Here is a 14,381-nt window from a genome sequence, read left to right on the forward strand (position 1 = left end):
TTTAATTGTGTACAATTCAATTGTAGAAAATATTATTGGAGAGAAAGAGGGTTATATACATGTCAGAAGTTTTATTTACTGCAACGGTATCAGCTGTAGGAGGAAGAGAAGGAAAGGTTGTTTCAACTGATGGTGTGCTTGAGCATGATGTAGCAATGCCTGGAACACCAAGAGCGAAAAAAATTGAAAAAGCAACAAATCCAGAGCAATTATTTGCAGCAGGCTACTCTGCATGTTTTGATTCAGCCCTTCAAATGGTCGCAAGACAAGAGCGTATCCGTTTTGAAAGTGAAGTAACAGCACATGTGAGCTTAGTAAAAGACAGTTCAGATGGCGGCTTCAAACTAGGCGTTAAGCTAGAAGTAAAAGGAACTGGAATCGAGCAATCAGCATTAGATGAGCTTGTTCATAAAGCACACGGCGTATGCCCATATTCAAAAGCAACTCAAGGAAATATTGAAGTAGAATTAGTAGCTGTCGCACAATAATCGATATCATAAAAGGCTGAGGGAATATTCCCTCAGCCTTTTGATTGTGTTAATTTTTGCAAAAGCTCATGCAAAGAGGCGCGCAGCGTTTTTAACTCTTCTTCCGATCTGCCTGTCCCAGACAGCATCTGAAATGGAATTGCAGTAGCCTTCTCTTTTAGTTGCTCGCCATATTCCGTTAAACGAATTTGCACAGAACGTTCATCCTCTTTCGAGCGCTCGCGGATGATGAGTCCGTTTTGCTCCATCCGTTTCAGCATAGGTGTGAGTGTACCGGAGTCTAAATATAAAAGCTCTCCCATCGTTTTCACATTTAATGTCCCATGCTCCCACAATAAAAGCAGTGCCAAATATTGCGGATACGTAATGTCTAACTCTTCTAATAACGGTTTATACTGCTTCGTCATCTCTCTTGAACTTGCATATAACAAGAAACAAAGCTGATTTTCCAGCTTCATATGCTCGAATTCATTTGTCATGTCAGTCACCAACTATTTTTTGTCATACTTATCATTGTATAAGATTTTCTTCTTTTTTAAAATAAATACAGCCCAAAAACGAAAAAATTCTTTAATGTGCGATAAATGTTTGAGAAATGGATAGAACGTGAAAGGAATAAATAGATAAAGGAGGAGATGAAGATGAAGATGAAACCATTATTCACAGCAAAAGTAAAGGCACAACACGGAAGAGCTGGACATGTTCGTTCAGAAGATGGTGTGCTCGATCATAACATTGTCATGCCTAATGCAAAGAAAGACGGAGAAACTGGTACGAATCCAGAGCAATTATTTGCAGCGGGCTATGCAGCATGTTTCGGAGGGGCACTTGAACAAGTAGCGAAAAACCAAGGGGTCAACATTGAATCAGAAGTCGAGGGACATGTCAGTCTTTTAAAAGATGAAAGTGATGGCGGATTTAAGCTTGGTGTCAAGCTGATTGTATCTGCAAAAGGGCTTGACCATGACAAGGCGAAAGAGCTTGTCGAGGCTGCGCATGAATTCTGTCCATATTCAAAAGCAACAAGAGGGAACATCGAAGTAGAGCTTGAAGTGGCTGAATAAAAAAGGTTCTCTATTACGCTGAAAAAAAGAAACACCTGCTGATGAGCAGGTGTCTTTTTTTAATATTCTTTCTTTTGTTCGTAGGTTTCCCATGCTTCAAATGGTGCAAGGGTTTTTTGAAGTGTCAGCTGATAAAATGGAATATTTCTTGATTCGTAATCTTTATTGATTTCTTCATAAATAAACGAGTCATCAAAACCAGAAACTGCTGCATCCTGATGTCCAGCAGCAAAATAGACCGCTTTTGGTCTAGCCCAGTAAATAGCACCAAGGCACATCGGACAAGGCTCACAGCTTGTATATAAAATACAATCTTGTAATTGGTATGTATTCAGCGTCTGGCACGCCTTTCGAATGGCTGTGACTTCAGCATGTGCGGTTGGATCATTTGTTGTTGTCACATTGTTGCTTCCCTCGGCAATAATCTGTCCATCCTTGACAATGACTGCTCCAAAAGGGCCGCCAGTACCACTATTGACTCCTTCTACTGCAAGATCAATTGCGCGTTGTAAAAAATCTTCGTGATTCATTGTCTTCCTCCCTTTGTTTCGACTGACTTCTCTAGTATAAACGAATCATGCTAGAAAAGGAAACCTCCTAGTAGATGGTCAAGCAGGATAATTTACGCATAAAACTCCCCCGCCATGATAGCAGGGGAGAGGGTATCAATTATGCATGCTGCGCCAGCTTTTTACGAGCGACTTCAGCTGCCGTCACCATGTTTTTCAAAGCAGCAATGGTTTCAGGCTCTTGTCTCGTTTTTAGACCACAGTCAGGATTCACCCAGAAGCGATCTGCCGGGCATACGTTCAGTGCATCATCAATGATTTGACTCATTTCTTCGATAGATGGAACGCGCGGGCTATGGATGTCATATACACCAAGTCCAAGTCCTTTCAAATACGGGTGCTTCTCTAGGTAATCGAGGAATCCACCATGACTGCGTGAATGTTCAATAGTGATCACGTCGGCATCAAGGTCTTCGATCGTATCGACAATATCCTCGAAGTTACTGTAGCACATATGTGTATGAATTTGCGTTTCATTTTGAACAGATGATGTTGATAGACGGAATGACTCTGCTGCCCAGTTTAAATAGTCTGCCCAATCACTTTCTTTGAGCGGAAGACCTTCTCTTAGTGCAGGTTCATCCACTTGAATGACTTGAATCCCTGCTTCTTCTAACGCCTCTACCTCTTTACGTAATGCGAAAGCAATCTGGAAGGCAATGTCTTTTCGGGAGATATCTGTTCTTGGGAAAGACCAGTTTAAGATGGTGACAGGACCTGTCAGCATTCCTTTGACCTTTTTCTCCGTTAAGCTTTGTGCATAAACCGTTTCTTTCACGGTCATTGGCGCTGTAAACTCGACATCTCCATAAATGATTGGCGGCTTCACGCAGCGCGAGCCGTAGGATTGTACCCAAGCAAATTTCGTAAAGGCAAATCCGGCCAGCTTTTCACCAAAGTATTCAACCATGTCTGTACGCTCGAATTCTCCATGTACGAGAACGTCCAGACCGATTTCCTCCTGAATATCAATCCATCTTTTTGTTTCTTTCTTAATAAATTCATCATATTCTGCATCTGTCCATTCATTTTTACGCCATTTTTGACGAGCACTTCGCACTTCAGCAGACTGCGGGAAGCTGCCAATGGTTGTTGTTGGCAAGAGCGGCAGTTCAAGAGATTCGTTTTGGATACGAAGGCGCTCTTCAAAGGCAACTGGACGTTTAAAGTCTTTCGATGAAAGATTGTTGCGTTCTGCTGTCAAATCCGCATTGGTTCCTTTTGCAAATTCTTTTAAAGTAAGAAGTGCTTGCTTGGCTTCATTGATGTCGGCTTCAATCGCTGCGGCGCCTTTTGTTAAGCCTTCTTTTAATGTTGTTAATTCAGCCAGCTTTTCAGTAGCATAAGACAGTCCGTTTAATAGTTTCTCTTCAAGCTGTTCGCTTGGGTGTTTTGCAACTGGTACATGCAGCAAACTGCTTGATGGCTGCAGCCATACTTCCTTCGGCTGAGCGTCAGCAATGACCTCAGAAACGAATGACAATCTTTCGCCAAGATCTGATCTCCAAATATTTCTTCCATCAATGACGCCTGCTGATAAAATTTTATCTTTCGGGAAGCCATGCTTTTTCACTTGATCAAGATTGCGTCCTTGATCATGGACAAAATCAAGACCGATGGCTTCAACAGGATATGTGACAAGCTCTTCATACGCATCTACTGAATCAAAGTAGGTTTGAAGAAGAATATTTAAGGCAGGTACGGCTTCTTTGATTGTTTGATAGATTTCTTTGACGGATGTCACGTCTTCATATGAAGCTGTGACAAGTGCTGGCTCATCAATTTGTACCCATTTGACGCCGGCTTCTTCAAGTTCTTTTAAAACTTGAGTATAAAGCGGGACGAGACGCTGCTGAATCTCTTTTACTTCATTTGGTTCATAGCCTTTAGAAAGTGAGACAAATGTATAAAGACCAAGTACGACAGGTTTTGTTTCAACACCAAACGCCTTTTTCACCTTTTCGTAAGCTTCAAGCGGTTTGTTATGTGTGAGTTTGAATTCGGTGGTTTTTTCGTATTCTGGAACGATGTAGTGATAGTTTGTATTAAACCATTTTGTCATTTCACTTGAGACAGCATCTTTTGTTCCTCTTGCCATCGCGAAGTATGTATCTAGCGGGTCTTTTAAGCTGCGGAAGCGCTCTGGAATCCAATTGAACATGACAGCAGTATCGAGCACGTGATCGTAGAAGGTAAAATCTCCAGAAGGAACAACATCAATTTGTTGATCAATTTGCGTTTTAATGGCAGTTAAAAATTGTTCATCCAGTGTGCTTAAGAGGGTTTCACGGTCAGTTTGACCTTTCCAATAAGACTCAAGTGCTTTTTTCCATTCTCTGTTTAAACCAATACGCGGGAAACCTAGATTACTTGTTTTAACAATTGTCAATTCCAATTCCTCCTCTAAATATAAAAAGACATTTACACTCATGGTGAAGATTGATGAGGGCAAATGTCTGGTCTAAAAAGACAAAATGTGTGTGCGAAATAAGACGTGAGCATAACTGACGCTTTTTCCGACATCTCCTATCAACCGTAGGGGGTTTGATGTGATAGAGCGGCTGGTATCCTGGCTGGTGAATCTCCAAGCTTTTCTTCCTTCCCGTCCTTATGACAGTGGATTCATGAGAAAAGCTCTCCTCACTCACAGTGGCGGGACCGCGCCGGATTTTCACCGGTCTTCCCAATTAAAATTCGACGTGTGATCGAATTACCGACTCTCAAACTATGAATTTATTGTGTTCGATTATATAACGTCCATTTCATTTCGTCAAAGTAAATTTTGAATAATTTTAATTAAAGAAATACTGAGAAAATTCTATCTATTCTCAGGACCTCTATTCAAGCTATAGAGATAAAAGATCTGCTTCCAATGTTTTTTCTAAAAGGACATCAGGCGCAGTTAAATATAAAAATCCATTTCCGACGAGGGCTTTAGATTGCTTCAGTGGAAGGGTTCTTCTGACAAGCTGAGCATAGACCTCAGGCTCTGTCAGCTTGCGCTGGAACGCTTCTTCTTCGGCATTTTTAATAATGGCTAGTGCACCGCTCACGTGAGGGGCAGCCATTGAGGTGCCTGTGAGTCTGCCATATTTATGGTTAGGAAGAGTGGATAAAATGTCTTCTCCTGGAGCGACGAGGTCGATTTCTTTATTGGCGTTGGAGAATTCAGAGGATTCTCTTGCAAGGGAGACAGAGCCGACGGCAATGACTTCATTGTATGCTGCTGGGTAGGAGAATTCTTCTGTACGCTCGTCCCCGTCCCCTTCATTTCCTGCTGCGCACACAACAAGTACACCGCTTTTCACAGCATTTTGAATGGCTTCCTGCAAGGCGGGCTCATTGCTTGGACCACCGAGAGACATAGAGATAATATCCACCTTCTGCTCAGCGGCATAGTTGATGCCATTAATGATCCATTCGTATTTCCCGCTGCCATTTTCACCGCCAAGAACTTTCACGATCAGCAGCTTGGCTTCAGGGGCAACCCCTAGAATTCCGCCATTTTGATCTGTTGCTGCAATCGTTCCTGCTACATGGGTACCATGCCCGTTGTAGTCTTTTACATTTTCAGCATCTCCATTGTCATCATCGGTAAAGTTCTTGCCTCCGATAATCTGATCTTTTAAGTCGGGATGCTTTGTGTCACAGCCTGTATCAAGGACAGCAATGGTTATGCCTTTTCCTTTGAAGCCACTTGACCAAAGTTCGGGTGCTTTAATCTCCTGAATACTTTCCGGCGTCTCTTTCGCTTCCATCACATTGGCTTTTACTTCATACGGAATTAAGCGAATTTCACCTTTCATAAGAAAGCCCTCCTTATTTTGTTTTCAAAGTAGATTCAGGCTGCGTAATGTTATTGTATAAAAGAAACTTTTGATCGGAAAGGGTCAATTGTAATAATTTTTCAAATAATCAATCTATTATCAAAAGTGCAGTTCTCCTCACTTCTTGACGAAAGAACTCAACTTTTGAGGAAAACTCTTGATATCATATGAAAAAGAAGGAAATGCTGCATAGTGAGCTTGCACCTGTACAGGTGAAAATGGGTGAAAAGGACTAAAAAAGGCTTTCTGATTAGACAACGAAAATAAGTGATAGTTGAGAAGTGAGAAGAAGGAAGATTGAGCGGAAATATTTTTGTTCTAAAATATTTTTCACTCTAGTACCCGTTTGGTGAACAGTTAGGATAACCATAAGCTCATAATCAACTGTTCACCAATTGGACCGATTTTTCTTTTACCTGTATCCTTATAGCCTACTTGTGAGTACAGAGTCTGAGCAGGAATATTTTGATGATTTACAGCCAGTACGATCTCGTTACAGTTAGGGAATTCAGAGGTGACAAATTGATTTAATAAGAACATTGCTTGTTTAGCAAATCCTTTTCCTTGCTGCGTCTGATGAATAGATAATGAAGTTAACAACATAGCGTTTGGGTTATCTGAATAATCCTTAATACGATCTGTTGCATGTAATACAAAGAATCCAACCGGTTCATCTTCATTGAGTATGACAATTCTGTATTGCCCTTCGGTAAACTCAAAATATGCGCTTGGTAAAGCAGTAAATTTTGCTTGTTCTTCCTCTAGAACAAAAGACGATAAGCCTTCTATGTATACATCTGAAAAGTGCGTTAATTTCACATTGTTTTTGCTTTTCATAGAATGGTGTTCCTCCTTGTATTTTTTATAAATGAGTGCGATTTGCATATTCTATAGGTATGTTTATAAAAACGAATGAAATAGGATTACGTTCAGGTGCTTACAATGTCAATAACTGTTATGATGATAACCTCATTATAGAACAAATGTTCTTTTTTATCAATGTTCATATAAAAAATAACATGTGAAGTTTGTGGCTGTTCCAAATGGGAAAGGCAACATATAATAATGGAAAGACAAGCTTGCCTTTCAGATAGGAGAGATAGAGATGAACAAAGGGAAGATACTCGTAGTCGAAGATGAAAAGAAAATTGCAAGGGTGCTGTCACTAGAGCTTGAATATGAAGGATATGAGGTGACAGTCAAAGAGACAGGAATGGATGGACTCCAGGCTCTTGAAGAGGAAAGCTTCGATTTGGTGCTGCTTGACGTCATGCTTCCAGAATTAAGCGGTCTTGAAGTGCTGAGAAGGGTTCGAAAGACAAATACAGCGACACCTATTATTTTGATAACAGCAAGAGGGAGTGTGCCTGATAAAGTAAGCGGCCTCGATCTTGGGGCGAATGATTATATTACAAAGCCTTATGACATAGAAGAATTATTAGCGCGAATTCGTGCGCAGCTAAGGTTGAATATTCATGCGCAAGAAGAAAAGGAAACAGAGCTTAGCATAGCAGATTTGACCGTCAACGAGAAAACAAGAGACATACAAAGGGCCGGGCAAATGCTTGAGCTCACACCGAGAGAATTTGACCTGCTTGTCCACTTGCTGAAGCATCAGCAGCAAGTGCTTACAAGAGATCAGCTTTTAACAGCCGTTTGGGGCTTTGATTACTTCGGTGACACAAACGTAGTGGATGTCTATATTCGTTATTTAAGGAAAAAAGTCGATTACCCATTCGAAAAACAGCTGATTCACACAGTGAGAGGTGTGGGTTATGTGATGAAAGGATAAAGAATGAGATTAAAAAATAAAATTCAGCTTTATACATCGTTGTCCTTGTTTTTAATGGTGCTGCTGTTTCATACAGCCATTTATTTTATTTTTTCGATGACCTTAACGCAAAAAGATATGTCCCGGCTGTCTGAGGTCGCTGAAAATATTGCCATTGCTTTAAAAAAATCAGAAGAAGAGGGTCTTCCATCCTCGGAGCTGCTGAAAGCGTACCTGCCCCAAAATGGTATGATCCGTGTCGTGACAGAAAAGGGTGAGTCAAAGTTGACTGTCACAAAGGAATCAACGTTTAGCTCACTGCCTTTTACATATGAAACTGGTCAGACAGCAGAAATAAAAGAATACAACAAGCATATGATTGCGTTCGCTGCGATTCCGGTCATTTGGACAAATGGAGAGATTGTGTCGCTTCAAGTATATGAAGAAATCGAAAATACGGAAGAGAATTTGGCGTTATTAAGAATGATTTTAATCGCTGCTGGCGTTTTAATTATAGTGCTTTCCTATTTTGCTGGCCACATTTTAACAAAACAAATCGTACGCCCTATTAGTAGAATGACGAGCACCATGAAGGCAAGTATGAAGGAGAAGGCGTTTAAGCGAATCAAACTAGCAGGGGATTCAAAGGATGAATTGTATCAAATGGGACAAACCTTTAATGAAATGTCAGAAATACTCGAGAAGCATTATGAGAAAGAGCAGCAATTCTTGCATGATGCCTCTCATGAATTGAAGACACCGATTACCGTCATTATGAGCTACAGCAATTTACTAAAGCGCTGGGGACAAACACGTCCAGAGGTTATAGAAGAATCCTCTCAAGCGATTCATGATGAAGCGAAAAAAATGAAAAGGCTGACAGATCAATTATTAACACTTGCGAAAAATGGTCAGCCGCTTTACTTGGACATGAGGCCAGTTGATCTTGGCCATTTATGCAAGCAGATATGCCATACACTTGAAGTCGCAACGAATCGAACCATTGATCCTGATGTGCAAACAGATCAGCCGCTCGTCGCTGAGGGGGATGAAGAGAAAATCAAACAGCTTTTGACCATCTTGATTGATAATGCGGTCAAATATAGTACAGAGCCAGTTGATGTGACCTGCGGATGGAGAGGAGAGAAGCCGTTTATTTCAGTCGTTGACCATGGGATTGGCATAAAAGAAGAGGATCTCCCGAAAATCTTTGACCGCTTTTTCCGTGTGGATGAAGCAAGAAACAGTGAGACCGGCGGAACGGGTCTTGGTCTTTCAATTGCGAAGCAAATTGCAGAAGAGCATGGAGCTGAGCTGATGGTAGACAGCCGAATCGGCGAAGGGACAGCCATGACCATTCTTTTTCCGAAATAAATGGGTCTTTTCTCATCAATTTCTCATTTCCTCCTTATAAAATAGGAAATAGGAAGGAGGCGCTGCATGTCTAGAAAAACGAAAATGGTGCTTGCGCTTGCAGGATGTCTCGTCGTTCTTGCAGCCTTTGCAATGCTCATGATTCAAACCATTGATCAAAAAATATTAAGTGAAGCAGAAATCAAAAAAATCATCGCAAAAGACTACAATGGAAACATTACAAATATTGATTTAATCAATCATAAACAGGACTATACCTTGACCCTGGAAAATTCAAATGGGATCTATCAAATCATTGCATCTTCCGCAAGCGGTCAAATGAAAGAAATCAAGCAGTTAAAAAGCTATCAAAAGCCAAATGAAAAAAATGCTGAGCTTCTGGCAGAAGAAGCGGCTGTTAAAAAAGTGAGCGGTACGGTCATTCAAAAGAAAGAAAAGTCCGATCGTTTTATCTTTACGATCCAATCAAAAAAAGAATTATATCAAGTCGATGTCGACAAGCAAACGTTTAAGGTGCTTGAAGCAGAAAAGAAAAACCCGACCTCTAAAGAAAAGAAAATGACAAAAATCACGGTCGAAGAAGCCATCCGAATTGCAGTAAAAGAAGTCGGAGGGACAGTGGATGATGCCGATCTTGAAACATTTAGCGGTATGCTCGTATTTGAGGTGGAGCTGGATTTGCCTGATGGGCGAGAGGCAGAGGTGCTTGTGAACGCATATACAGGAGATATAGAAGGAATTACGTACGAAAACTAATCCTTTTCTCATGATTTTCTCATGTTTCTTTCCTTCCTTTATCATCTTGTTTCTTTAAGATAAAGGAGAAATCAAATAGAGGAGGACATGAACATGATGAAAAAAGTACTAGTAGTTACAGCATTAACAGGAACTCTTGTCGCAGGTGGTTTCACACTTCAAGCGCAAAATACAAATCAAACCGCAAACGCCGAGCAAGTGGTGCAAAAGAAATCATCGTTTGTCTCAAAGAAACAAGCTGAAAAAGCAGCATTAAAAGTTGTGAAAGGCTATGTGGATGATGTGGATCTTGAGCGTAAAAAAGGAAAATGGGTGTATGAGGTCGAGATTAAAAAAGGCGGCTTTGAATATAAAGTATATGTCGATGCCAAAACAGGGAAAGCGCTGAATGATCCAGTCAAAGAAAAGAAAAAGAATGTGAAAATCACTAAAAAGCAGGCTGAACAAATTGCCCTTGCAAAAGTAAAAGGAACAGTCACAGATTCTGATTTAGATAAAGAAAATGGTGTGTACTTATATGAAGTCGAAATCACCACACCAAACGGCGAGGAAGTTGATTTTGAGATTTCCGCTAAAACAGGCAAAATCCTGAAGCAAGAATGGGATGATTAATACGGCAGCAATCCTAAGATAAATTTGTATGCGGTCTGAACCGATGGTTCAGACCGTTATTTTTGCCTAATTGATTGTATACAAGTACAAATGAATATCAAACTGAATAGCGTACTTCCATGTAGACAAACCCTCGCATTCGGTGTCAGTCCTGCGTGCTGGTGCTCACGAATGTCAAATTCGCTCCGCTCCAGTACTCGTCCTTCCTAGACTTCAAAGGTTTTCTATCACGCTGAAAAGAAGACAAAGGGCTAAAATAAAGGTCATTTTAGCCCTTTGTCAACAATCTGCATGCATGTTAATGCTTTTTATATTGATTGCTTATCATTTCAGTTGTTCTTAAAAACGTCTCAATCTCTTGAATAGTATGACAATGGAGAGGTGATATTCTAATAGCCCCTTTCATTCCAAAGGAATCCAGCATCCTTTTAGAATAAATGCTTGTATTCAACCTTTCATATACGATCACACCGTGCTGTTCATATTGTCTTACTGCATCCTCATGGTTTGTTCCTTCTATCGATATGGCTACGATGAAATCTCTTTTTGATAAATCATGGTCATCAAGATGCACGGTAACTCCTTTGATTTCTCTTAGCCCTTTTACGTTGGGTGTCCCGTCTAGCATTATTTTTAATAAAGACCTTTCTTGTTTTCCGATAGCTTCCATACCTGCTGCGAATAACTGTCGTCTGGCATTCACTGTTGTAAAATGACCTCCAAGCCAGCACACATAATCAACAATTGCGCTAATAGCCGCATAATGAGCAGGTGCTGGAGTTCCTAGACCCCATTCAGTTTCTTTCTTTCCTTTTAACTTATGATGAGGGAGAAGAGCAGCTCTTTCCGATAAATAAGCAATCCCGCAGCCTCTAACACCAAAAAATTTATATGGGGCAAAATTTATCACATCCACAGGTGTTTTTTCAATATCAATTAAACCATGAGGTGCATGTTGAACGGCATCAACCATGATAAATAAGTTTGGTTTCTTTTTTCTTGCCTCTTGTACAATTTGTTCAATGTCTAAAATAGCACCAGAGATATTCGAAGCATAGATGACGCTTAGAAGAACAGTATCTTGATCGATTAATGCCAAGATGTCTTCTACGTTCACTCCACCTGTTAAAGGATTAGACTTGGCCACTCTCAGCTCTTTGTTTAATTTATTTGCATAAAAACTAGCTGCGTCATAGGCTGCTGGATGTTCTAAGGATGTTGTGACAATATTTGTTCCTTGAATATGTTCTGCAATGATACCCGTAGTTTGAAAGATAGCCTGTGATGCTGTCAGATATGTGGCGAAGCTTCCTTGTTTCACGTTAAAAATGGTTTGAAGATCAACGATTCCCTTTTTATGGATATCGATCAAGTGTTTTGCAGTTTTATGATTTCTTTCAGAACAATCTGGGATGCCATCAATGATTGAAAATATATGATTTGCCTGTTTTAAACGAAGAGAGCCACCTGCATTGTCAAAAAAAAGTCGTTCCTTTTTTAGGATAGGATCCTCATCAATATATAAAAATTGTTCTCTTACTTTTTTTAATAAATCATTTGAAAAGTGCATGTTCAGTGTAGTTTCGTTCATTATCATATCCCCCAATATTCAATTTTTATACTTAGTATTATACATTGTGTTATCAATCAATGGTTGTACCCTAATCAGAGAGATCTTTTTTTCTGTAAACAATCATTCATTTTTAGCTATAGCGACGGTTATCAGTGCATTGCCAATGGTGACATTCGCCGCACCTTTATGAGTTCAGCCGTTTTGTACTAATCACTTCTTACACTTTCATGTGTAAGGTTTTTTCATTGGGACAAACTACGGGAAAGGAGGCGAGAGAATATGAAGAAAAAAGAAGAAGAGCAAACAATGGACCATGCGGAATATGTTCCGCATCCTGATGGAGAAGGATATGCTTTGTTTTTGCATGATTCCTTTCATCTCCTCTCCCAAGAGGATATGAATCAGCCAGAAGAGGAATAAAAGACATGAAAGGGCGATGGTCTACTTTGTCTATCGCTCTTTTTTTCAAAAGTAAGCGAATACATAAGGGAAATTGGCATCTTGCTTATTGACATTACTGCGCTTTTTCTGTAATCTCAGTGTGTCAACAATATGAGACTTCGTTAGGTGAGGCTCCTGTATGGAGATACGCTGCTGCCCAAAAATGTCCAAAGACGCCAATGGGTCAACAGAAATCATCGACATAAGGTGATTTTTAATGCAGCTGGATTTTTCCTATGCCATACAGTGCTAAAGCTCTACGATTGAAGGAGCAAGTGTTTATTTGTCATGCTTACAAAGCGCCTTCATTCGGTTGAAGGTGCTTTTTTATGAGAAAAGGAGGTGTGGGGATGGATCATCCCGATTCGAGACACATAGAGGATATGTCAAAAGATCAGATTGAGACATCAGATAGAGGAGATCCTGACCCCCGCACATTCTAAGGGATTCGGGTATCTCCTGACTTTGGGGAGGTAACAGCGATGATACAAAATATTACGTATGATGAACTCATTTTACGCATCATTATTTTACTAAGAGATGGAAAACGAAAAGAATTTAAAAACATCATGGAAGAACTTCAGCCATATGATATGGCCTACTTATTTAAAGAACTTCCAGAGAAACACCGCGGCCGCTTCCTCAGCTTTTTACCAGTCGATGACGTGACAGAAATGATGGGTGAGCTGGAGCGGGAATATCAAGAAATTGTTCTTGAAAAAGTAGGGAAAGACAAAGCGACCTTCGTCACAAATAAAATGGATAACGATGATCTAGCTAACTTGTTTGATGAGATGGAGGATGAGCTAAAGGATCAGCTTTTATCTAACATGGAAGCAGAGGAATCCAAGGCCGTCCAGCTTCTTATGAATTATCCTGCTGAGACAGCGGGACGGATCATGACCAACCGTTACGTTTGGATTCCTCAGCATTTTACAGTGCAGGATGCAGTTGTGAAGCTGAAAAGCTTTGCTGAAATTGCGGAATCAATCAACTATTTATATGTGATTAATGATCAAAAACAGCTTGTAGGCGTTCTCTCATACCGGGATCTCATTTTAGGTGAACCGGATGAAAAGGTACAGGATCTCATGTTTACAAGAGTCATTGCCGTTGGAGCCTTTCAGGATCAGGAGGAAATCGCAAAGCTGATTGAACGATATGATTTCCTTGCGATTCCTGTTGTGGAAGAGAACAATGTTCTAGTCGGAATTGTTACAGTCGATGATATCATTGATGTTGTGATTCAAGAGGCGGGCGAAGACTATGAAAAGTTTGCTGCCTCTGGTAAAGATATCACGTTCGATACGCCGGCATTTGTGGCGGCATACCGCCGTCTTCCGTGGCTCATTTTACTCTTGTTCATTGGGCTGATTTCAGGCAGTATTTTAAATTATTTTGAAGGTACCCTTCAGCAAGTCGTTGCTTTAGCGTTCTTCATGCCGATGATTGCCGGGATGACAGGGAATACAGGGACACAGTCTCTTGCCGTCGTCATTAGAGGGCTTTCAAAAGAAGAATTAACGAAAAAAACCATCATGCGTCTTATTTTTAGAGAGCTGAGAACGAGTATTTACATTGGGATTGTCTGTTCCATTATTATTACAGTCGTCGCAATGGTGTGGCAGGGCAATATGATTTTAGGTTTTGTTGTTGGTTCCTCGCTGCTTGCAACACTGATTATTGGGACTATGGCAGGTACGGTCGTACCGATTATTTTACACAGATTAAACGTGGACCCAGCTATTGCATCTGGGCCGCTGATCACAACATTGAATGATATTTTATCCTTACTGATCTATTTTGGAATTGCAACAGCATTCCTTCATACACTGATGTAGCAAAATGACTGTAAAACGTGACGTTTTACAGTCTTTTTTGAATAAAGATTGCATATAGCGCTTCC

At 40.4% G+C, this 14,381-nt stretch carries 14 protein-coding genes and 2 riboswitches; of the genes, 8 read left to right on the forward strand and 6 right to left on the reverse strand.

The window, feature by feature from the left end; genetic code table 11:
• The first annotated feature begins 59 nt into the window (after positions 1-59).
• The gene (locus NST39_RS06790; RefSeq protein WP_044138892.1) at positions 60-488 is read left to right on the forward strand and encodes an organic hydroperoxide resistance protein; all 429 of its coding nucleotides are present in this window, start codon (positions 60-62) and stop codon (positions 486-488) included.
• 32 nt (positions 489-520) lie between these two features.
• On the opposite strand, the gene NST39_RS06795 is transcribed toward NST39_RS06790, so the two are convergent.
• Positions 521-967: a MarR family winged helix-turn-helix transcriptional regulator gene (locus NST39_RS06795; protein ID WP_003212097.1), complete on the reverse strand. Its 447-nt coding sequence runs from the start codon at positions 965-967 to the stop codon at positions 521-523.
• 168 nt (positions 968-1,135) lie between these two features.
• Here NST39_RS06795 and NST39_RS06800 point away from each other — a divergent pair, with 168 nt between their 5' ends.
• Positions 1,136-1,552, forward strand: a complete 417-nt coding sequence (locus NST39_RS06800) for an organic hydroperoxide resistance protein (RefSeq protein WP_341029946.1) — start codon at positions 1,136-1,138, stop codon at positions 1,550-1,552.
• A gap of 59 nt (positions 1,553-1,611) precedes the next feature.
• Here NST39_RS06800 and NST39_RS06805 read toward each other — a convergent pair whose 3' ends face one another.
• The 4 genes from NST39_RS06805 to NST39_RS06820 all read right to left on the reverse strand — a co-directional run bounded on the left by NST39_RS06805 (position 1,612) and on the right by NST39_RS06820 (position 6,785).
• The gene (locus tag NST39_RS06805) at positions 1,612-2,082 is read right to left on the reverse strand and encodes a nucleoside deaminase (protein ID WP_341027598.1); all 471 of its coding nucleotides are present in this window, start codon (positions 2,080-2,082) and stop codon (positions 1,612-1,614) included.
• Between the two features lie 139 nt (positions 2,083-2,221).
• Positions 2,222-4,510, reverse strand: a complete 2,289-nt coding sequence (gene metE, locus NST39_RS06810; RefSeq protein WP_341027600.1) for a 5-methyltetrahydropteroyltriglutamate--homocysteine S-methyltransferase — start codon at positions 4,508-4,510, stop codon at positions 2,222-2,224.
• A 153-nt stretch (positions 4,511-4,663) separates the two neighbouring features.
• A riboswitch (cobalamin riboswitch) is annotated at positions 4,664-4,855 on the reverse strand.
• Between the two features lie 112 nt (positions 4,856-4,967).
• Positions 4,968-5,927 carry a S8 family peptidase gene (locus tag NST39_RS06815; protein WP_309216562.1) on the reverse strand — a complete coding sequence of 320 codons (960 nt, stop codon included), beginning with the start codon at positions 5,925-5,927 and terminating at the stop codon, positions 4,968-4,970.
• 378 nt (positions 5,928-6,305) lie between these two features.
• Entirely contained in the window at positions 6,306-6,785 is a 480-nt protein-coding gene (locus tag NST39_RS06820) for a GNAT family N-acetyltransferase (protein WP_003212396.1), read from the reverse strand.
• 268 nt (positions 6,786-7,053) lie between these two features.
• Between NST39_RS06820 and NST39_RS06825 the strand changes: the two genes are divergently transcribed.
• From NST39_RS06825 to NST39_RS06840, 4 genes are all read left to right on the forward strand, one after another.
• Complete coding sequence (locus NST39_RS06825) at positions 7,054-7,740, forward strand: response regulator transcription factor (protein WP_341027601.1); 687 nt, start codon at positions 7,054-7,056, stop codon at positions 7,738-7,740.
• A gap of 3 nt (positions 7,741-7,743) precedes the next feature.
• The gene (locus NST39_RS06830; RefSeq protein ID WP_341027603.1) at positions 7,744-9,093 is read left to right on the forward strand and encodes a sensor histidine kinase; all 1,350 of its coding nucleotides are present in this window, start codon (positions 7,744-7,746) and stop codon (positions 9,091-9,093) included.
• 66 nt (positions 9,094-9,159) lie between these two features.
• Positions 9,160-9,849 carry a PepSY domain-containing protein gene (locus tag NST39_RS06835; RefSeq protein WP_003211196.1) on the forward strand — a complete coding sequence of 230 codons (690 nt, stop codon included), beginning with the start codon at positions 9,160-9,162 and terminating at the stop codon, positions 9,847-9,849.
• A gap of 93 nt (positions 9,850-9,942) precedes the next feature.
• Positions 9,943-10,461: a PepSY domain-containing protein gene (locus NST39_RS06840; RefSeq protein ID WP_341027605.1), complete on the forward strand. Its 519-nt coding sequence runs from the start codon at positions 9,943-9,945 to the stop codon at positions 10,459-10,461.
• Positions 10,462-10,759: 298 nt separating this feature from the next.
• Here NST39_RS06840 and NST39_RS06845 read toward each other — a convergent pair whose 3' ends face one another.
• On the reverse strand, positions 10,760-12,052 hold the full coding sequence (locus NST39_RS06845; protein ID WP_341027607.1) for an aminotransferase class V-fold PLP-dependent enzyme: 1,293 nt from the start codon (positions 12,050-12,052) through the stop codon (positions 10,760-10,762).
• Positions 12,053-12,313: 261 nt separating this feature from the next.
• Between NST39_RS06845 and NST39_RS06850 the strand changes: the two genes are divergently transcribed.
• Together NST39_RS06850 and mgtE are read left to right on the forward strand one after the other, a co-directional pair.
• A complete protein-coding gene (locus tag NST39_RS06850; protein WP_003212346.1) occupies positions 12,314-12,454 on the forward strand; it encodes a hypothetical protein in 141 nt (46 codons plus the stop codon).
• A 132-nt stretch (positions 12,455-12,586) separates the two neighbouring features.
• Positions 12,587-12,750: riboswitch (M-box (ykoK) riboswitch) on the forward strand.
• Between the two features lie 207 nt (positions 12,751-12,957).
• Positions 12,958-14,316: a magnesium transporter gene (gene mgtE, locus NST39_RS06855; RefSeq protein ID WP_003212108.1), complete on the forward strand. Its 1,359-nt coding sequence runs from the start codon at positions 12,958-12,960 to the stop codon at positions 14,314-14,316.
• Positions 14,317-14,381 lie beyond the last annotated feature (65 nt).

Source organism: Bacillus sp. FSL W8-0645 (genome assembly GCF_038007905.1).
Lineage (GTDB): Bacteria > Bacillota > Bacilli > Bacillales > Bacillaceae > Bacillus > Bacillus pumilus.

What these genes read in the sequence shown, in the direction of transcription:
- NST39_RS06790 (WP_044138892.1), top strand. Translation starts at nt 60, where the DNA reads ATGTCAGAAGTTTTATTTACTGCAACGGTATCAGCTGTAGGAGGAAGA.
- NST39_RS06795 (WP_003212097.1), bottom strand. Translation starts at nt 967, where the DNA reads ATGACAAATGAATTCGAGCATATGAAGCTGGAAAATCAGCTTTGTTTC.
- NST39_RS06800 (WP_341029946.1), top strand. Translation starts at nt 1,136, where the DNA reads ATGAAACCATTATTCACAGCAAAAGTAAAGGCACAACACGGAAGAGCT.
- NST39_RS06805 (WP_341027598.1), bottom strand. Translation starts at nt 2,082, where the DNA reads ATGAATCACGAAGATTTTTTACAACGCGCAATTGATCTTGCAGTAGAA.
- NST39_RS06815 (WP_309216562.1), bottom strand. Translation starts at nt 5,927, where the DNA reads ATGAAAGGTGAAATTCGCTTAATTCCGTATGAAGTAAAAGCCAATGTG.
- NST39_RS06820 (WP_003212396.1), bottom strand. Translation starts at nt 6,785, where the DNA reads ATGAAAAGCAAAAACAATGTGAAATTAACGCACTTTTCAGATGTATAC.
- NST39_RS06825 (WP_341027601.1), top strand. Translation starts at nt 7,054, where the DNA reads ATGAACAAAGGGAAGATACTCGTAGTCGAAGATGAAAAGAAAATTGCA.
- NST39_RS06830 (WP_341027603.1), top strand. Translation starts at nt 7,744, where the DNA reads ATGAGATTAAAAAATAAAATTCAGCTTTATACATCGTTGTCCTTGTTT.
- NST39_RS06835 (WP_003211196.1), top strand. Translation starts at nt 9,160, where the DNA reads ATGTCTAGAAAAACGAAAATGGTGCTTGCGCTTGCAGGATGTCTCGTC.
- NST39_RS06840 (WP_341027605.1), top strand. Translation starts at nt 9,943, where the DNA reads ATGATGAAAAAAGTACTAGTAGTTACAGCATTAACAGGAACTCTTGTC.
- NST39_RS06845 (WP_341027607.1), bottom strand. Translation starts at nt 12,052, where the DNA reads ATGAACGAAACTACACTGAACATGCACTTTTCAAATGATTTATTAAAA.
- NST39_RS06850 (WP_003212346.1), top strand. Translation starts at nt 12,314, where the DNA reads ATGAAGAAAAAAGAAGAAGAGCAAACAATGGACCATGCGGAATATGTT.
- mgtE (WP_003212108.1), top strand. Translation starts at nt 12,958, where the DNA reads ATGATACAAAATATTACGTATGATGAACTCATTTTACGCATCATTATT.